We start from the raw sequence: 18,944 nt of genomic DNA, 5'->3' as shown, positions 1-18,944 counted from the left end.
TAACGGCCAGCAATGACAAACCCTGTATCATTTGACCACTGGGCATTGCTTTGGAGAATCTCGAATGAGCCACGTGTTGGACGATCTGGTCGACCTGCTGAGTCTGGAAGCGATCGAGGAAAACCTGTTTCGTGGGCGTAGCCAAGACCTCGGCTTTCGTCAGTTGTATGGTGGCCAGGTACTCGGCCAGTCGCTTTCCGCCGCCACCCAGACCGTAGAAGAAGCACGCCATGTGCATTCGCTGCACGGTTACTTTCTGCGCCCAGGCGATGCGTCGATGCCGGTGGTGTACTCGGTAGACCGTGTGCGTGATGGCGGCAGTTTCAGCACCCGGCGGGTAACGGCGATCCAGAAAGGGCAGCCCATCTTTACCTGCAGCGCTTCATTCCAGTACGACGAAGAAGGGTTCGAGCATCAGGCGCAGATGCCGGACGTGGTCGGCCCGGAAAACCTCCCGTCGGAAGTGGAAATTGCCGAACGTATGGCCGAGCACATACCAGAGCAACTGCGCGAAAAGCTGCTCTGCGCCAAGCCGATCGAAGTGCGCCCGGTGACCGAGAAAGACCCGTTCAACCCGCAGCCCGGTGACCCGATCAAATACGCCTGGTTCCGTGCCGATGGCAACCTGGCTGACTCGCCGGCATTGCACAAATACATCCTCGCCTATGCGTCGGATTTTGGCCTGCTGACCACCTCGTTGATGCCGCATGGCAAATCGGTCTGGCACAAGGACATGCAACTGGCCAGTCTTGATCATGCCTTGTGGTTTCACGGCAACCTGCGCGCCGATGACTGGTTGCTGTACGCGATGGACAGCCCTTGGGCGGGCAATGCCCGTGGTTTTTCGCGCGGCAATATCTTCAACCGGGCTGGGCAACTGGTGGCATCGTCGTGCCAGGAAGGGCTGATTCGCCATCGCAAGGACTGGGCATGAACCTGCACCACATTCGTCATTGGGTGTTTGACATGGACGGCACCCTGACGGTTGCCGTGCACGATTTTGCCGCCATCCGCGAAGCGCTGGACATTCCCGCCGAAGACGACATCTTGACCCATCTGGCGGCCCTTCCAGCAGAGGAAGCCGCCGCCAAGCATGCCTGGTTGCTGGAACATGAGCGTGACCTTGCCATCGCTTCGCGCCCGGCGACGGGGGCGGTTGAACTGGTGCGTGAACTGGTCGCGCGCGATTGCCAGCTGGGCATCCTCACCCGTAATGCCCGTGAGCTGGCGCATGTCACGCTGGAGGCCATTGGCCTGGCGGACTGTTTCCCCGTGCAGAGCATTTTGGGCCGCGACGAAGCACCACCCAAGCCGCATCCGGGAGGGTTGCTCAAGCTGGCCGAGGCCTGGGATGTCTCGCCGAACGAGATGGTCATGGTGGGTGACTACCGCTTTGACCTCGACTGCGGTCGTGCGGCAGGTACACGCACCATTCTGGTCAACCTGCCGGACAATCCCTGGCCAGCGCTCACGGACTGGCATGCGGCAGATTGCCGGGCATTGCATGCCCTGCTGCGCACTGGCTTGTAGGTTCAGCGCATCCGTCGTATCGGCAAAAAGCGATCTGATCTCCTGAGTTTTCCCCTCGCTCCTGCAGCGCTCGTTTCGCCCGGCATATGTCGGGCGAAACGAGCTGCCCCTCAATGAAACCGCTCTATATCAAGTGTTACAGGCCGTGTCTGTGCATGGCGTTTCGCCTTATGTGGGGGTTATTTCAAACACCTTGTGTGATATTTTGCGCGCCGCTCTAGAAATCAAGACACGGAAGTCGTCTCACAAAGGCGGGTTCTGTGACGCACCAATTCAGGTGCATCCGGTATCAAATACGTAGTGAGTGTGATTGATCATGAGTACATCCCCTAACGCAGCCGCACGAGGCGCGGACCACGCCGAGGCGACTGAGTCCTCAGGCCTGGAGGTCAAACGGCTGACCTTCGTCGAGGCTGTGGCAATGATCGTGGGTACCAACATTGGTGCCGGTGTGTTGTCCATGGCCTATGCCAGTCGCAAGGCCGGCTACATGCCGCTGCTGCTGTGGTTGGCCGTGGCGGGCATATTCACCACCATCTCCATGTTGTATGTCTCGGAAACGGCGCTGCGTACCCGTAGCCATCACCAGCTCAGCGGCCTGGCTCAACGCTATGTCGGCTCGTTCGGTGCCTGGGCAATCTTTCTGTCGGTAGCGGTCAACAGTATTGGCGCATTGATCGCCTACATGAGTGGCAGCGGCAAGATTCTCAGCCAGTTCTTCGGTATCAGCCCTGCGCTGGGCAGCCTGTTGTTCTTCGCCCCTGCGGCGCTGGTGCTGTACTTGGGCTTGAAAGCCATTGGCAAGGGTGAAAAGTTCATCAGTATCGGTATGGTCTCGATGACCCTGGTGCTGGTCGTCGCAACGCTTGTTCATGAGAACACGAACTTCGCCAACCTGCTCGAAGGCGACTGGGTCTACATGATTCCGGTGTTCAACATTGCCGTGTTCTGCTTCTCGGCCCAGTACGTAGTGCCGGAAATGGCCCGTGGTTTCAGCCATGCGCCCAAGCGCCTGCCGGTGGCTGTCATTACCGGCATGGTGATCACCTTCGTGCTGCTGGCCATTGTGCCAATGTCGGTTATCTCGCTGAACGGTCTGGAAAACCAGACGGAAGTTGCGACCCTGGCCTGGGGGCAGGCGTTGGGCCAGTGGGCGTTCTACACCGCCAACACCTTTGCCCTGTGCGCGATGATGACCTCCTACTGGGGCCTGGGCGGTAGCTTCCTGACCAACATCTTCGACAAGTTCCCGAAGCTGGGCGCCGAGAGCCATCCAAAGAGCCGCCTGATGGTATTGGCCATCGTTTGCGTACCGCCATTCCTGCTGGCCTATAGCGGTATGGTGGGTTTCGTCAGCGCGTTGTACTTTGCCGGCGTATTCAGTGGTGTGATTCTGTCGATCATGCCGATCCTGATGCTGCGTTCGGCACGCAAATACGGTGACATCGAGCCCGCCTGGAAGTGCGGCTGGATCGCCCATCCTGTGCTGCAGTGCATGGTGGTGGTGCTGTACCTGTGCAGCATGCTGTATGCGATTTCCAGCGCGTTGGGTTGGTTGCCATCCGGCTGGTAAGCACCTACGCAAACAACAAAGCCCGCTTCGTGCGGGCTTTGTTGTTTCTGGCCTCAAGGGCTGCAGGGTGTTGGTGAAAGGTTTCATCACCTGGCATTGAGCGTGACATGATTTTTGCCTCGACGGACATTCGACCAAAGCATCGAAGCGGCTGTCTGGCCTCCCGGTTCCTGGGTAAGCGCTGCTTGAGTCGTTGCGGGTGGCACGTAAAAAGCCCCGGGCAGCGTGGCCTGCAAGGCATCAGGCGTGGATTGACATGCCTCGTGGCGCTTAAAAAATTTCTGACGAGCGGTCTATCCTGCGGGTTACAGCCGCCCTGGAAGGTTTTCTCGGGGTTAAGCAGCAAAGCCTTTGGCCGATAGTCAGGTCACTACTTTTTCAATGTGCACCTGCATTTCTGCCTGGAGTCTTTATGTTCGGCTGGATCAGCAACATCCGTGTCAGCGCCAAATTGGGTTGGGGTTTTGGCCTGGTGTTGGGGCTTACGTTGTTACTGGCTATCACAGGGTGGTATGCGCTCAACACCCTTACCGAGCGTGGCGAGAAGATCGAGAAGATTGCGCTGGTCAGCGACTACACCAAAGACCTGCGTATTCAGCGCCTGCGCATGGGGAGCAACCTTCAAGCTGAAGGCTTGAGCCCCTTACAGCAGATTCTGGATAAATTGGCGGCCCATCTGGAAAGCATCGAACATCATTTCGAAGCGCCCGCCGACCTGGACTTGATCCGCCAGCAGCGCCAGTCGGTCGATGAGTACCGGCAGATCCTGCAGGTGTTGAGCCAGCCCAACGCGGATACCGCGTCCTTGTTCAAACACATGGCGCAATTGGGCGATGTGCTCATCAACACCACGCAGCAACTGATCCAGTCGCAAAATGCCAAGCGTGACAGTGATGCAGCGTCTGCCAAGGCCCTGCTGAGTATTGTCACCGTGTTGGCGATGCTGTTCGGCGTCCTGTCGGCCTGGGTCATTACCCGGCAGATCGTCAACCCGCTGCAGCATACCCTCCAGGTGGTGGAGCGCATTGCTCATGGCGATCTGAGCCAGGACGTGCACGTCAATCGACGCGACGAGTTGGGCCAACTGCAGTCCCGGCTCGACCAGATGACCGTCAGCCTGCGTGAGTTGATCGATGGCATTCGCACCAGTGTGATCCGGGCGACCAGCGCAGCTGAAGAACTGTCAGCAGTGACCGAGCAAACCAGTGCCGGCGTGAACAGCCAGAAGGCCGAGACCGACCATGTCGCCACCGCCATGAACGAAATGACTGCTACCGTGCAGGATGTTGCACGCAACGCCGAAGAAGCCTCTGAAGCGGCCTCCATGGCCGACCAGCAAGCCAGCGAAGGTGAGCGCGTCGTGGCCGAGGCCATTGAACAGATCGAGCGCCTTGCCCAGGAAGTGGGGCACTCGGCAGATGCCGTGGGCCATTTGAAGGAACAAAGCGACAAGATTGGCGGCGTGCTGGATGTGATCAAAGCGGTGGCCCAGCAGACCAACCTGCTGGCCCTGAACGCAGCGATCGAAGCCGCCCGCGCTGGTGAGGCCGGGCGTGGCTTTGCGGTCGTTGCCGATGAAGTTCGCCACCTGGCTTTGCGCACCCAGCAGTCTACTGAGGAAATCGAGTCCTTGGTCGCCGGTGTACAAAGCAGTACCCAAGCGGTTGCCGTGAGCATGGACAGCAGCCGGCAGATGAGCGAAAGCAGTGTGGAATCCACCCGGCGTGCAGTCACCGCGCTGGAGAACATCACCCGCACGGTCTCCACCATCCAACTGATGAACCAGCAGATTGCCACCGCGTCGGAACAGCAAAGCGCTGTGGCGGAGGAGATCAACCGCAGTGTGATCAACGTGCGCGACATCTCCGACCAGACGGCGAGCGCCTGTGAAGAGACCGCCTCGTCAAGCATCGAACTGGCGCGGCTCGGTCATGAACTGGAAGTGTTGGTGGGGCGTTTTAAGGTCTGAGCTGAGACAAACGCCGCCCCTGTCGACACAAAAAGGCACTTGCGGGGTTCGCTAAGTGCCTTTTCTGTTTTGTGTAAAGAACGAAATACGGCATCCCTCGAACCTGCAATTTAACGCTCAGTAGAGTTCCCCTTTGTGCCTTGCGCTCTGTTACGTGTTGAAACCCTTTTGTAGTACGGCGACGATAGGAGTTTTCCTACAACTCTTGACGAAAAAGGGCATGGATCGTGGCGATAAAATCGGTTTCGAAGGAACGAATTGGCAAAGCTCTACTGGAGTTTGACAGTAAATGCCGAAGTAAGCGCGAGTGGCAGGGGTGGGAAAATAACCAGGCCCACCGTTACGCCGTTCATGCCGGAGGTGAGCTGTATCCCGCTAAGAAAATCGTCTCCTTAGCTACCGGTATTGCCGTAGGTGAATTCTCCGGTGGGCATCCGACCAACAGCTACCTAGAGAAGCGAGGCTTCACCGTTGTTGAGTTGCCACGCGGGGAAGGCGAGCCAGTGTTGCAGTTCACGCCGGGAGCGATATACGACCGCAAAACTGAGATCAACGGGCCGTTCGGCGGAAGCCTACAGAGTGGCATTGCCGCATCTGCTATCTACCCTGCGATTTTTTTGTTTACAGGCGATAGCGGTGAGCAATATGGGTATGCCGACCATTGGGAGGAGGGCGCTTACTTTTACACCGGTGAGGGGCAACGCGGGGCAATGACCTTGACCCGTGGCAACCGAGCCATTGCTGAGCATGCCAAGGATGGTCGTGCGCTTCACTTGTTTAAGTCCCTCGGTAAAGGAAATGGCAATGCCTACGTGGGCGAGTTTTCATGCGCCGACATGTTTACGCGAATCCAGCCGGATGTAGATGGACAGGATCGTGCGGCGCTTGTTTTTCGGTTAGTGCCTGTAGGTATTCCTAGCGGGATCATGGAGGCTGAAGTAGAGGACGATACTGACCTTTCCGACTCTCTGGCCGCCGCGCGGTTGGCTGCGTTGGCGGCATGCCAGCCAAGTAGTGATGAGTTGGGCCAATCTGCGCCGCGTAAGATCTACCAGCGAAGCCGAAAGGTCGCCCACTATGTATTGATGCGCGCCCAGGGGGCGTGCGAAAGCTGTGAAAAACCGGCGCCATTTATGAAAAAGGACGGCACGCCCTACTTAGGTAAGCGTCCAGCCAAGTCACCTTCCGCAATCCCGCATTAAGGGCGATGGTGTCCGCGTATTTTTAAACGGACGCGATAGCCCTTATCGCCGGGATTTCCATGCGCCAACGAAGCTCTTACCCCAAACCGTTCAAGGCCCAGGTTGTTCAGGAGTGCCTGCAACCTGGTGCGACCGTCTCCAGCGTGGCCATACGCCATGGCATCAACGCCAACGTCATTCGCAAGTGGCTACCGCTTTATCGGGATCAACTGCCAGCGGCGTTGCCGGCGTTCGTTCCTGCGAGGGTTACGCCCAAACGACCAGCTGAAGCAGCGGTGATTATCGAGCTACCGCTGGGCGCGCAATCGGTCACGGTGAAATGGCCAGCCTCCGATCCTGAAGGTTGCGCCCGCTTTGTCCGTGGGCTCGCCCAGTGATCCGCGTGGATAGTATCTGGCTCGCCACCGAGCCGATGGATATGCGTGCGGGTACTGAAACCGCGTTGGCCCGCGTGGTGGCGGTGTTCGGTGCGGCGAAGCCGCACTGCGCCTATCTGTTCGCCAATCGCCGCGCCAACCGCATGAAAGTTCTGGTGCATGACGGCGTGGGTATCTGGCTCGCCGCGCGGCGCTTGCACCAGGGCAAGTTTCATTGGCCAGGCATCCGGCACGGCTCGGAAGTCGAACTCGACACCGAGCAACTTCAGGCTTTGGTACTGGGGTTGCCCTGGCAGCGAGTCGGCGCAGCCGGCGCGATCACAGTGCTGTAGCACCTGCCATTAGCCCATCGGTTTATCTCCGCTGACCGCCTGCTCTGGCACAATCAGCGGCATGACTTCCTCGCCCAATCTCGACCAACTGACACCTGACCAGCTGCGCGCACTGGCCGCGCAGTTGCTCACGCAAGTCGATGCGATGGGCAAAAAGATCCACCGCGATCAAACAGTCATCGAGCAGCTCACCCACGAAATCGCATGGTTCAAACGGCACAAGTTCGCCAAGCGCAGCGAGCAGCTAAGCCCTGATCAGGGCAGCCTGCTTGATGACCTGCTCGACACCGACATCGCCGCCATCGAGGCCGAGCTGAAAGCCGTCAATCCTCCGGTTACCCCAGCCGAACCACGCCAACAACCCAAGCGCACACCGCTGCCACCGCAATTTCCGCGCACCGTGATCCGTCACGAGCCGGAGAACACCCAGTGCGCCTGCGGTTGCCAGCTTCAGCGCGTCGGCGAAGACGTCAGCGAAAAGCTCGACTACACGCCGGGCGTGTTCACCGTCGAACAGCACGTGCGTGGGAAATGGGCCTGCCGCCAATGCGAAACGCTGATCCAGGCGCCCGTGCCGGCCCAGGTGATCAACAAGGGGATCCCTACCGCCGGCCTGCTGGCTCACGTGATGGTGGCCAAGTTCGCCGACCACCTACCGCTGTACCGGCAGGAGAAGATCTTTGGCCGTGCCGGCCTGGCCATCGCTCGTTCGACACTGGCACAGTGGGTCGGGCAAACCGGCGTGCAGCTCCAGCCCCTAGTCGATGCGCTGCGCGAAGCGGTGCTTGCCCAGCGCGTGATCCATGCCGACGAAACCCCGGTTTCGATGCTCGCGCCCGGCGAGAAGAAGACCCACCGTGCCTACGTCTGGGCCTACAGCACCACGCCCTTCGCCGATCTGAAGGCCGTGGTCTACGACTTCAGCCCCAGCCGTGCCGGCGAGCATGCGCGCAATTTTCTTGGCCAGTGGAATGGCAAGCTGGTCTGCGACGACTTCGCTGGCTACAAGGCCAGCTTCGAGCAAGGCATCACCGAAATCGGTTGCATGGCTCACGCCCGCCGCAAGTTCTTCGATCTGCACGCGGCGAACAAAAGCCAACTGGCCGAACAGGCGCTGCACTCTATCGCTGGGCTGTACGAAGTCGAACGCCAAGTGCGCGACATGAGCAATGAAGAACGCTGGCGAATACGGCAGGAAAAGGCTTCACCGCTCCTCGACGCACTACATGACTGGATGCTGGCCCAGCGTGATCTTGTGCCCAACGGCTCAGCCACGGCGAAAGCTTTGGATTACAGCCTCAAACGCTGGGTAGCGCTGACGCGCTACCTGGACGATGGCGCTGTGCCCATCGACAACAACCAAGTCGAGAACCAGATCCGCCCGTGGGCTCTAGGTCGCTCCAATTGGCTGTTTGCCGGGTCGCTACGCAGCGGCAAACGGGCGGCGGCAATCATGAGCCTGATCCAGTCGGCGCGGATGAATGGGCATGATCCGTATGCCTATCTCAAGGATGTGCTAACGCGACTGCCGACGCAGAAGGCCAGCGCTCTGGCCGAGCTGCTGCCGCACAGCTGGGTATCCGTCGGCAAGGTGTAATGCCCGTTCGCTTACCTACTTAGAGCCGCATCATGTAAACCGGCTCTCGGATGGGGGGTTAGATCACCCACGTTATGTGGGGGCTGTATGCCCGAGTTGCCATCGGGAGATTCATTCTGGGGTGCACGGAGCGTTGGTGAATGAGCGGCTGAAGCAACGGTTGGAGGCAGTTGAAGGCTGATGGAGTCGTTGTGCCAAGCTGCGCTCATGGACTTCTGTGGTTTGTCGCAGGTGTCGCCATGTGAGCCGTAAGCTGCTTATGACGGCTGTTGCGCCCTAGTGTATTTGAGAGCTACTTCAGTCGCTGTTTGGGTTTTCCAAAAATTAGCGCTAGGGAGCTAGGAACACCAAAACGACCGGAACTCAAGATTCTTCTGCGGAAGCCAATGGCGCTGAAACCTTTGATTTAACTGGATTCCAGGCACAAAAAAAGACGCCCTTTGGCGTCTTTTTTGTTGAGCCGGGGGAAGCTGAAATGATTTTTTATCTTATTTAAAAATAACATAAAATTTCGGTTTGTTTTTTCTGTGGAACACCTTTTGGAATACCGCGTTACGGAATTTGAACTCGGGATTCTGGAACATTGAGGGGCGCACGAGAGCTCGCGTTTAGAATTTAGGATCGCAATTTGCTCAGAGCGACCTCGGACTCAGCATCGCATGCTTCGTGACGGCGGCATCGATGGCCTATTGGATTACTCGAATTCGCTGTTTTGTGAGCGCAACTGCCTTTGCTTTCTCACCGTGGGCAGCCTCCGGCAGCTTGCCTCCCATTGTTGCCTCCCATAAGGCGAGCTGCTTCAGGCAATGACGCAGCTGTATTACCCGGAAAGAGGCCCAGGCAAGGCTGTGTGTAGAGCGTGTGTGCGATGATCTGAGACGGTTGATTAAGGCGCGTGAACGCAATGCGATTTTCGACCATGAGACCGGCTACATCTGCAGTGTTGAGCAGGGTGAGGATCGTGGGTACCACATCCATGCGGCCTTCTTCTTCAACGGCTCAGAGGTGAGTGCTGACATCTAAAGAGCGCAGCAGATTGGCGAGCTGTGGGAACGCATCACTCGTGGTCAGGGCTGCTACCAAAACTGCAACCGCGAGAAAGAAAAGCACCGGGACAGGCGGGGGATTGGGATGATCCAGCGGCGTGATCCAAACGCACGGGGGAATGTGCATTTCCCCATGCGCTGGCGTCACAATGCCGCGCGAGTAGCTTGAGTGGACTACTGGTGTTACCTCTGGGCAAAAAAGCCGCGTTTTGATGGGGCGCGATCTTTACCCATTCTTGCTGGATAGATATTGTGACGTCGTTCGCACACAGTTAGGTCAAAGAGCCACCAGGGACGTAATCAAGGGTTCTAGCGTACACTTTTACGCCGTCCCAATAATCGCCTCGCCAACCAGATATGCGAGGTCAAGGCAGTTCAACGGGACGGATACATGGACAAGAATTCACTGACTGAACGTGACATCTGCAGCAAATACATCACACCGGCCATCACCGCGGCGGGCTGGGATTTGCACAAGCAGGTTCGCGAGGAAGTCAGCTTTACCAAGGGGCGCATCATCGTCCGTGGCAAGCTGCACAGCCGAGGCGAATCGCGCCGCGCCGACTACATCCTGTATCACCAGGCCAACCTGCCACTGGCGGTTATCGAGGCCAAAGACAACAAGCACGCGCTCGGCGCCGGTATGCAGCAGGCGCTCGGTTATGCCGAGGCGCTGGATGTGCCGTTCGTATTCTCCAGCAACGGCGACGGCTTCCTCTTCCATGATCGCAGTGGCACCGGCGCGCAAAAGGAAACCGAGCTGAGCCTGGAGCAGTTCCCCAGCCCCGATGAGCTCTGGCAGCGCTACTGCCAGTGGAAGGGCCTGAGTGGCGAAAGCCAGCAGAAAGCCGAAGCCCCGTATTACGACGACGGTTCCGGGCGCATGCCGCGCTACTACCAGATGAACGCCATCAACCGCACCGTCGAGGCCGTGGCGCGCGGGCAGGATCGCATCCTGCTGGTCATGGCCACCGGCACCGGCAAGACCTACACCGCCTTCCAGATCATCTGGCGCTTGTGGAAGTCCGGGCAGAAGAAACGCATCCTCTTCCTCGCCGACCGCAACATCCTCGTCGACCAGACCAAGAACAACGACTTCAAGCCCTTCGGCCAGGCGATGACCAAGATTGCCAAACGGCAGATCGAAAAGTCCTACGAAATCTACCTGTCGCTGTATCAGGCTGTGACCGGCAACGAAGAAGAGAAGAATATCTACAAGCAGTTTTCCCGCGACTTCTTCGACCTCGTGGTGATCGACGAATGCCACCGAGGCAGCGCCTCCGAAGACTCGGCCTGGCGCGAGATTCTCGACTACTTCTCAGGTGCCACCCACATCGGCCTGACTGCTACACCGAAGGAGACCAAAGAGGTTTCCAGCATCACCTACTTCGGTGAGCCGGTGTACAGCTACACCCTCAAGCAAGGCATCGAAGATGGCTTCCTCGCCCCGTACAAAGTGGTGCGCATCGACTTCGACAAAGACCTGCAAGGTTGGCGTCCGCCCAAGGACACGCGCGACAAGAACGGTGAGCTGATCGAAGACCGCGTCTATGACCTCAAGGACATGGACCGCGACCTGGTGATCGAAGCGCGCACCCAGTTGGTCGCCCGCAAGGTCACCGAATACCTGACCGCCACCGACCCCTTCCAGAAAACCATCATCTTCTGCGACGACATTGACCACGCAGAGCGCATGCGCCAGGCCCTGGTCAACTTCAACCCCAAGCGCGTTGAGGAAAACCGCAAATACGTGATGCGCATTACCGGCGACGACAAGGAAGGCAAGGCCGAGCTGGACAACTTCATCAACCCCGAGTCGCGCTACCCGGTGATCGCCACCACCAGCAAACTCATGACCACCGGCGTTGATGCCCAGACCTGCAAACTGGTGGTGCTCGACCAGCACATCAAATCCATGACCGAGTTCAAACAGATCATCGGTCGTGGCACCCGTATCAACGAGGATTACGGCAAGTACTGGTTCACCATCATGGACTTCAAGAAAGCCACCGAACTGTTTGCCGACCCGGCCTTCGACGGTGAGCCGGTGGTGATCTACAACCCCGAGGGCGACTCCTCACCGGTGCCGCCGGAAGAAACCGAGGGCGAAGAGGGTGACGTGATCGACGGTGGTGCTGGGGCAACCGAAGGTGACGAAACCACCGGCGGCGCTGACGACGATGGCGGCAAGAAGCGAGTCAAATACGTGATCAACAACGTCGCCGTGCATGTCATTGCCGAGCGCGTGCAGTACTACGGCCCGGACGGCAAGCTGATCACCGAATCGCTACGTGACTACACCCGCGCCTGCGTTAAGAAACAGTTTGCCTCGCTGGATGACTTCCTACGCCGCTGGACCGATGCCGAGCAGAAGAAGGCCATCATCGACGAGCTAGCCGCTCAAGGCGTGATGTGGGAAGCCCTGGCCGAGGAAGTCGAAGCCAAGCGCGGCCAGCCGCTCGACCCCTTCGACCTGATCTGCCACATCGCCTTCGACCAGCCGCCGCTCACCCGCAAGGAGCGCGCCGAGCAGGTGAAAAAGCGCAACTACTTCGCCAAATACTCCGGCGCCACCCGCCAGGTGCTGGAAGCCCTGCTCGATAAATACGCTGACACTGGCGTCGAGCACATCGAAGACATCAAGATTCTGCAGCTGGCGCCGTTCAGCCAGATCGGTGCGCCGATTGAGCTGGTCAGGGCCTTTGGTGGCAAACCTGGTTATCAGGAAGCCATACAGGCGCTGGAGAGCGAGCTTTATGCATCGTGACGTACCCCCTCGCGTTAACCACTTCGTGAGTTTGCAAGATGGAACCTAAGAGCAAGGATCAATGGCGCGACTTCCTGGCGACCGCTATGGACACAGCCCCGCCTGTTACATCTGCGCGGGCAATTCGTCAGGTCAGTACTCGGGAGTATGTGCAGGCGCTGCGTCTTATTGAACCTGAAATTGCTGACAAGCAGCGACGCATGCTGATCGGCCATGCCCAGGCTAAAGAACATGCCTTGACCATGTCAGAGTTGGCAGAGCAGGTTGGTTTTCCCAGCTACAGTGCAGCCAATTTGCAGTACGGCCTGCTGGCCGGAAAACTGGCAGACAGCCTTGCCATTGCTCGACCAAAATTCCTGGTCTACGTCATCGCCAGATTTGATGCAGACCCTGAAACGTCCCACAGCCGGGCGTATATGTACCCGGAGTTGGTAGATGCGCTGCGGGAACTGGGTTGGTTAGAGGTGCCTGCTTGCAGCCGGTCAGGGTCGGCCGCTCGGACACTGTCCAATGCCCGGCCGAGTATCCAGGAGGTGCTGTCCGCTCTGCTACGTGCGGGTTTCCAGCGTCCTCAGCAGTCAGGGCTGAAGGTCGTCAGAATGGAGCATCCTCGCCTTGGCGAGGCTCTGTTTGTCAAACAAAGCACCAGCCTGGAATCCCGTCTGCAAGCACCGCTGGTTCTACTCCCTCGCTATGAGGAGCGCTTGCAACAGATATTGGCGATTGCCGGTGTCGAGCGTGGCAGTACGAGCTACTACCACAACTCCAATCTGCGTGGTTTCCCCAAGCGCCGTAACGGCGGGGAAGCCGATATTGCTTATGGCATCGATCTTGGCTTTAGCCATGCCACTGCCTTGGAACAGACCCTTGAATATCTCCTGGGCGCAAAAACCGCTGTCGCGGTGGCCTTGCCCGCCTCGCAAGAATTAGTCGAGGCTGAGGTGCTTGATCTGTCAGAGCAGGCCCACAGCGACACCGAACGCGACGCCCTGATCAAGGCGCGCATCGGTCAGAGCGGCTACCGCGACGACCTGCTGGCCTACTGGGGCGGTTGTGCGGTTACCGACTGCTGCGTACCGGAGCTGTTGCGGGCGTCGCATATCAAACCCTGGCGTGCTGCCAGCCCGGCCGAGCGGCTTGATCCGTTCAACGGGCTGTTGCTCACCCCCAATCTCGATCTGGCCTTCGACCGTGGCCTGATCAGCTTTGACGATCAGGGGCAGATTCTCCTCGGTGAAGATCTCAACCCCGACAGCGCCCGTGCGCTCAACATCACCCCCTCTCTGCGCTTGCGCCAGATCGAACCGCAGCATCGCGGCTATCTGGCCTGGCACCGTGAACACCTTTTCAGGAAGTAAGCATGTCCATCAGCTCCACCATCAAATCCATCCAGGACATCATGCGCAAAGACGTCGGCGTCGACGGTGATGCGCAGCGTATTGGCCAGCTTGTATGGATGCTGTTCCTGAAAATCTTCGACGACCGCGAGCAGGAGTGGGAGCTGCTCGATGACGCCTACCGCTCGCCGATTCCGGAAAGCTGCCGCTGGCGCACCTGGGCGGCCAACCCGGAGGGCATTACCGGTGATGCCCTGAAGGAGTTCATCGACAACAACCTGTTCCCGCAGTTGCAGAACCTCCACGAATACAGTACCACGCCAGCCACCTACGTGGTGCGTGGCGTGTTCGAGGATGCCTACAACTACATGAAGTCCGGCCAGTTGATCCGCCAGGTGATCAACAAGATTCAGGAAGGGGTGGACTTTAACAAGGCGCAGGAGCGCCACGCCTTTGGCGACATGTACGAGCAACTGCTGCGCGACCTGCAGAACGCCGGCAATGCCGGTGAGTTCTACACCCCGCGCCCGGTCACCGAATTCATGGTGCGCATGGTCGACCCCAAGCTGGATGAAAAGGTCATGGATCCGGCATGCGGTACCGGCGGCTTCCTCACCTGCAGCATCGAGCACAAGCGCAAGCGCTATGTGCAAACCGCCGAGGACGAACGCACCCTGCAGGCGAGCATCTTTGGCGTGGAGAAGAAGCCGCTGCCGCACCTGCTGGCCACCACCAACATGATCCTGCACGGCATCGAGGTGCCCAACCAGATTAAGCACGACAACACCCTGGGCCGCCCGCTGATCAGCTGGGGGCCGGCTGAGCGGGTCGAGTGCATCGTCGCCAACCCGCCGTTCGGCGGCATGGAAGAAGACGGCATCGAAACCAACTTCCCCACGGCCTTCCGCACCCGCGAAACCGCCGACCTGTTCCTGGTGCTGATCATGCACCTGCTCAAGGACGGCGGCCGCGCCGCCGTAGTGCTGCCCGACGGCTTCCTCTTTGGTGAAGGCATCAAGAGTCGCATCAAGGAAAAGCTGCTGACTGAGTGCAACCTGCACACCATCGTTCGCCTGCCCAACGGCGTGTTCAACCCCTACACCGGCATCAAGACCAACCTGCTGTTCTTCACCAAAGGCACGCCCACCAAGGACGTATGGTTCTACGAGCACCGGTACCCTGCCGGTTACAAAAGCTACTCCAAGACCAAACCCATGCGCGTCGAAGAGTTTGCCGTCGAGGAAGCCTGGTGGGGTAACGAGGCCGATGGCTTTGCCGCGCGGCAGGAGAACGAGTTCGCCTGGAAGGTCAGCTTCGACGAGCTGCAAAACCGTAACTGGAACCTCGACTGCAAGAACCCTCACGTCGGCGAACAGATCAGCCACGACCCGGACGAGCTGCTGCGCGACTACGCCGCGCTGCAAGACGAGATTGGCGAACTGCGCGACCAGCTCAAGGCCGTACTGGCCGAGGCCTTTGCCGATCAGGTTGCGGAGCGTCAAGCATGAGCGCAGTGTTGACCGACAACCTGCCGCTGCTGGCCGACGCGCCCAATGGCATCAAAAAGCTGCGTGAGCTGATTCTGGAGCTGGCGGTGCGCGGTAAGCTGGTGCCGCAAGATCCGAGTGATGAGCCGGCCAGTGAGTTGCTGAAGCGGATTGCTGAAGAAAAAGCGCGGCTTGTGGCGCAGGGGAAAATCAAGAAGCAGAAACCGCTGGCCGGCGTTGAAGAGGCAGCACTACCGTTTAAATTGCCAGAGGCCTGGGTTTGGGCTCGTCTTGGCGAAATTACCAACTTTGGTACTACAACCAAAAAAGACGAAATCCCAGATGACGCTTGGGTGCTCGATCTTGAGGATATTGAGAAAGACACTTCAAGACTTTTACAGAAGGCTCGCTTTTACGAGCGCAACTCTCTCAGTGACAAGAACAGCTTCGCTAAAGGCGATGTGCTATATGGCAAGCTCCGTCCGTATCTGAATAAAATTCTAGTAGCTGAGGATGACGGATTTTGCACAACCGAAATTCTCCCGTTCAGGTGCCACGGACCTTTTGTAGCGCACTACTTTATGGTCGCGCTGAAAAGCCCGTACTTCCTCAGCTATGTGAATGCTAAAAGCTACGGTATGAAAATGCCTAGGCTAGGAACTGAAGACGGTAGGCAAGCCCTTTTCCCTCTCCCCCCTCTCGCCGAACAACACCGCATCGTCGCCAAAGTCGATGAGCTGATGGCCCTGTGCGACCGGCTGGAAGCGCGGCAGGCCGATGCCGACAGCGCCCACTTCCAACTGGTGCAGGCGCTGCTGGGTAGCCTGACTCAGGCCAGCGATGCCGAAGACTTTGCGCAAAGCTGGCAGCGTCTTTCCAAACAATTTCACACCCTGTTCACTACCGACTCCAGCATCGACGCCCTCAAGCAAACCCTGCTGCAACTGGCGGTGATGGGCAAGCTGTTGCCCCAAGATTCTAGAGATGAGCCTGCGAGTGAGTTGCTGAAGCGGGTTTCGGAGGAAAAGGCGCGGTTGGTGGCAGAAGGGAAGCTCAAGAAGCAGAAGCCTCTGGGCGATATTGCTATTTCCGATATCCCGTTTGATGTACCAGATAATTGGGCGTGGTCTCGAATTGGAGAAATTTCGCTTAATACGGAGTACGGCCTGTCTGAGAAAACCTTTGACCTACAGGATGGAGTTCCCGTTTTGAAAATGGGTGACATACAAGAAGGAAGAGTTTTACTTGGCGGGCAGATGGCCGTAAGCAAGAATACAGAGGGTCTACCAGGGCTCTTTTTGGAAACGGAAGATTTGCTTTACAACCGAACAAACAGCGCTGAACTGGTCGGTAAAACTGGAGTTTTCTTGGGGCAAGCGGGGGAATACTCCTTTGCTTCTTACTTGATTCGTATCAGATGCCTGAAGGAGCTGTTTTCTCCGCTCTACCTGAATATTTCGATGAATGCGCCAGGCTTTCGTGAAACCCAAATAAACCCGCATTTGAAGCAACAATGTGGGCAGGCAAACGTTAATGGGACGATCATGAAAAACATGCTGGTTTCCGTCCCGCCTCTCCCTGAACAACACCGCATCGTCGCCAAAGTCGATCAACTGATGGCCCTCTGCGAGCAACTTAAAACCCGCCTTAACCAGGCCCTGCAGGTGCACGAACATCTGGCCAATGCGCTGGTCGAGCAGGCCGTGGCCTGATTTAACAAGCACACCGATAAGGACATCCTATGCGTCCCGACAAGAAAGCCGTCACCGACCTGTTTACCGAGCGCGCGCAGTACCTGATCCCCTTGTTCCAGCGCGGTTACGTGTGGACGCTGAACGAGCAGGTGCAGCCGCTCTGGGAAGACCTCGTTGACCGCCTGGAGGCTATCGTCCAGCATCAGGCCGATGCAGCCATGGTCGGGGCTGGCCGGCTCAGGCCGCTACGCCGGCACTTTCTCGGCACCGTGGTGATCGGCAGCCTCAAGGGCGGCAGCAGTGATGCCGTGGGCAACCGCGATGTGATCGACGGCCAGCAGCGCATCACCACCCTGCAGATCCTGCTGCTGGCGTTTCGCGACCTGGTGGTGCCGCTGGATGACGAGGCGCTGAGCTACGACCTCAAGCCGCTGACGCAGAATATCGGTAAGTACCGTCAGAGTAGCGATTCGCTCAAGGTGCTGCCGACCAATGTCGGCCGCGATGTGATGCAAGCGCTGGCCGAGCTGGGCAGCGCGGAGAAGGTTTGCGAGCGCTTCCCGGCCAAGGTTGGTCGGCAGTATCAGGAACGCCCGGCGATGGTGCGTGCCTACCTGTTCTTCCACGCCATGCTGGTCTGCCACCTGCGTGGCCTGCGCTACGATGACCCGTTGCCGGGCGCCGCGGCGGATGAAGAGCGCACCGTGGCCTATGCGGTGATTCGCTCCATTGACGCGGACAACCAGCTGAAACTGCCGGGCGCCGACCTGCCGCTGCAGGTGGAGCGCGCCCATGCGCTGCTGGTCACCCTGCGCGAGGGCTTCCAGATCATGTCGCTGGAGCTGGAGGACGAGGACGACCCGCAGATCATCTTCGAAACCCTCAATGCCCGGGGCGCACCGCTGCTGCCGAGCGACCTGATCCGCAACTTCATCTTCCTCCACGCTACACGTAACGGCGAAGACGTGGATGAGCTGTATCGCCAGGGCTGGCAGCACTTCGACGAGACGGTGGACACCAGCACCGGCAAGGGCGCCAAGTTCTGGAAGCAGCAGGAGCGGCAGGGCCGCCTGAAGAACTCGCGACTGGACCTGCTGCTTTACCACTACGTGGGCATGCGCAAGTGCGAGGATCTGAAGGTGGCCCACGTATTCAACGAGTTCAAGGACTGGTGGCAGGATGAGCCGCGCGACACTCAGCGCGAGCTGGCGCGCATCACGCACCTGGCGGGGTATTTCCAGACCTTTATGGTGCCGGGGCAGGCGAGTCGCCTCGATCTGTTCTGCCGGCGTCTGAAGCTGCTGGATGTATCCACGGTGACGCCGCTTGTGCTGTATCTACTGGAGCATCATAAGCCGGATTCCGCGGAGTTCCTGCAGGCCATTGGTGATCTGGAGTCTTACTTGGTGCGCCGCTTTATCTGTGGCTACACCACCAAGAGCTACAACCGCACCTTCCTCAACCGCTTGCTGGTGGAGATGGTGCGCGAGCAGAAGACCGATGCCGCGACATTGCGCGACAAGTTGCTGTCCCTGCAGGGCGACAGCCAGTGCTGGCCGGATGACGAGGCCTTCGCCCTTAACTGGTGCCATCGCGCTCTTTACCAGGGCCGCAACACCAGCAAGGTCCGTGCGGTTCTAGAGGCGCTGGAGCTGTCCATGCGCGGTAGCAAGCAGGAGAGCCTGGTGCTACCTGATGGCCTGACCGTGGAGCATGTGTTGCCGCAGAAGTGGCAAACGAACTGGCCGCTCGCCGAGGACACACCAGAGAGCCAGGAAAGGCGCCGTCGCCTGCTGCACAGTATCGGCAACCTCACACTGGTGACCCAAGCCTTCAACTCCGCCCTGAGCAACGAACCCTTTGCCGTGAAGCGGCAAGAGATCGTGACCACCAGCCTGCTGATGCTCAACACCCACTTCCAGCGCTATGGCGACAACGATTCCTGGGATGAGGAAGATATCGTGGTGCGAGCGGACAGCCTGTTTGCATCCGCGCTGAAGATTTGGCCGATGCCGAAGTGATGCTGGAATTAC

Annotated in this window: 13 protein-coding genes and 1 pseudogene; all 14 read left to right on the top strand. The window is 58.6% G+C overall.

The genetic code is table 11. The features are described from left to right. The first annotated feature begins 64 nt into the window (after positions 1 to 64). Positions 65 to 934 (top strand): acyl-CoA thioesterase II, encoded by an 870-nt coding sequence (tesB, locus tag CS390_RS21245; protein WP_065760942.1) that lies wholly within the window; start codon positions 65 to 67, stop codon positions 932 to 934. Next, positions 931 to 1,530 (top strand): HAD family hydrolase, encoded by a 600-nt coding sequence (locus tag CS390_RS21240; RefSeq protein WP_065760943.1) that lies wholly within the window; start codon positions 931 to 933, stop codon positions 1,528 to 1,530. The genes tesB and CS390_RS21240 overlap by 4 nt, the downstream gene beginning before the upstream one ends. Positions 1,531 to 1,846: 316 nt before the next feature. Continuing rightward, entirely contained in the window at positions 1,847 to 3,103 is a 1,257-nt protein-coding gene (locus tag CS390_RS21235) for an amino acid permease (RefSeq protein ID WP_099775875.1), read from the top strand. A gap of 412 nt (positions 3,104 to 3,515) precedes the next feature. Beyond that, positions 3,516 to 5,072, top strand: coding sequence for a methyl-accepting chemotaxis protein (locus CS390_RS21230; protein ID WP_099775873.1), 1,557 nt, complete (start codon positions 3,516 to 3,518; stop codon positions 5,070 to 5,072). Between the two features lie 227 nt (positions 5,073 to 5,299). Further along, on the top strand, positions 5,300 to 6,274 hold the full coding sequence (locus tag CS390_RS21225; protein ID WP_256587524.1) for an HNH endonuclease: 975 nt from the start codon (positions 5,300 to 5,302) through the stop codon (positions 6,272 to 6,274). A 59-nt stretch (positions 6,275 to 6,333) separates the two neighbouring features. Then, positions 6,334 to 6,651 (top strand): transposase, encoded by a 318-nt coding sequence (locus CS390_RS21220; protein WP_079761861.1) that lies wholly within the window; start codon positions 6,334 to 6,336, stop codon positions 6,649 to 6,651. A gap of 5 nt (positions 6,652 to 6,656) precedes the next feature. Further along, positions 6,657 to 6,983, top strand: a complete 327-nt coding sequence (gene tnpB, locus CS390_RS25455) for an IS66 family insertion sequence element accessory protein TnpB (RefSeq protein ID WP_145991801.1) — start codon at positions 6,657 to 6,659, stop codon at positions 6,981 to 6,983. Positions 6,984 to 7,044: 61 nt separating this feature from the next. Then, on the top strand, positions 7,045 to 8,580 hold the full coding sequence (locus CS390_RS21210; protein WP_099773211.1) for an IS66 family transposase: 1,536 nt from the start codon (positions 7,045 to 7,047) through the stop codon (positions 8,578 to 8,580). An 825-nt stretch (positions 8,581 to 9,405) separates the two neighbouring features. Next, positions 9,406 to 9,768, top strand: a pseudogene (locus CS390_RS25450) (hypothetical protein); the annotation flags it as partial. A 249-nt stretch (positions 9,769 to 10,017) separates the two neighbouring features. Continuing rightward, positions 10,018 to 12,393, top strand: a complete 2,376-nt coding sequence (hsdR, locus tag CS390_RS21195; protein WP_099775871.1) for an EcoAI/FtnUII family type I restriction enzme subunit R — start codon at positions 10,018 to 10,020, stop codon at positions 12,391 to 12,393. Positions 12,394 to 12,431: 38 nt separating this feature from the next. After that, entirely contained in the window at positions 12,432 to 13,751 is a 1,320-nt protein-coding gene (locus CS390_RS21190; protein WP_256587523.1) for an HNH endonuclease, read from the top strand. A gap of 2 nt (positions 13,752 to 13,753) precedes the next feature. After that, complete coding sequence (locus CS390_RS21185; RefSeq protein WP_099775869.1) at positions 13,754 to 15,238, top strand: class I SAM-dependent DNA methyltransferase; 1,485 nt, start codon at positions 13,754 to 13,756, stop codon at positions 15,236 to 15,238. Further along, the gene (locus CS390_RS21180; RefSeq protein WP_099775867.1) at positions 15,235 to 16,929 is read left to right on the top strand and encodes a restriction endonuclease subunit S; all 1,695 of its coding nucleotides are present in this window, start codon (positions 15,235 to 15,237) and stop codon (positions 16,927 to 16,929) included. The genes CS390_RS21185 and CS390_RS21180 overlap by 4 nt, the downstream gene beginning before the upstream one ends. Positions 16,930 to 16,958: 29 nt before the next feature. After that, entirely contained in the window at positions 16,959 to 18,932 is a 1,974-nt protein-coding gene (locus CS390_RS21175; RefSeq protein ID WP_099775865.1) for a DUF262 domain-containing protein, read from the top strand. The last annotated feature ends 12 nt before the right edge of the window (positions 18,933 to 18,944 follow it).

Origin of the sequence: Pseudomonas sp. HLS-6, assembly GCF_002753995.1 — a bacterium.
Classification (GTDB): domain Bacteria; phylum Pseudomonadota; class Gammaproteobacteria; order Pseudomonadales; family Pseudomonadaceae; genus Aquipseudomonas; species Aquipseudomonas defluvii.
Note: the sequence above shows the minus strand (reverse complement) of the source record. Positions and strands in the feature narration are given on the sequence as shown.

Bases quoted from the DNA above. Each gene is read 5' to 3' on its own strand.
- CS390_RS21230 (WP_099775873.1), top strand. From the start codon at position 3,516: ATGTTCGGCTGGATCAGCAACATCCGTGTCAGCGCCAAATTGGGTTGG.
- CS390_RS21240 (WP_065760943.1), top strand. From the start codon at position 931: ATGAACCTGCACCACATTCGTCATTGGGTGTTTGACATGGACGGCACC.
- CS390_RS21180 (WP_099775867.1), top strand. From the start codon at position 15,235: ATGAGCGCAGTGTTGACCGACAACCTGCCGCTGCTGGCCGACGCGCCC.
- CS390_RS21175 (WP_099775865.1), top strand. From the start codon at position 16,959: ATGCGTCCCGACAAGAAAGCCGTCACCGACCTGTTTACCGAGCGCGCG.
- CS390_RS21220 (WP_079761861.1), top strand. From the start codon at position 6,334: ATGCGCCAACGAAGCTCTTACCCCAAACCGTTCAAGGCCCAGGTTGTT.
- CS390_RS21190 (WP_256587523.1), top strand. From the start codon at position 12,432: ATGGAACCTAAGAGCAAGGATCAATGGCGCGACTTCCTGGCGACCGCT.
- CS390_RS21235 (WP_099775875.1), top strand. From the start codon at position 1,847: ATGAGTACATCCCCTAACGCAGCCGCACGAGGCGCGGACCACGCCGAG.
- hsdR (WP_099775871.1), top strand. From the start codon at position 10,018: ATGGACAAGAATTCACTGACTGAACGTGACATCTGCAGCAAATACATC.
- tesB (WP_065760942.1), top strand. From the start codon at position 65: ATGAGCCACGTGTTGGACGATCTGGTCGACCTGCTGAGTCTGGAAGCG.
- CS390_RS21210 (WP_099773211.1), top strand. From the start codon at position 7,045: ATGACTTCCTCGCCCAATCTCGACCAACTGACACCTGACCAGCTGCGC.
- CS390_RS21185 (WP_099775869.1), top strand. From the start codon at position 13,754: ATGTCCATCAGCTCCACCATCAAATCCATCCAGGACATCATGCGCAAA.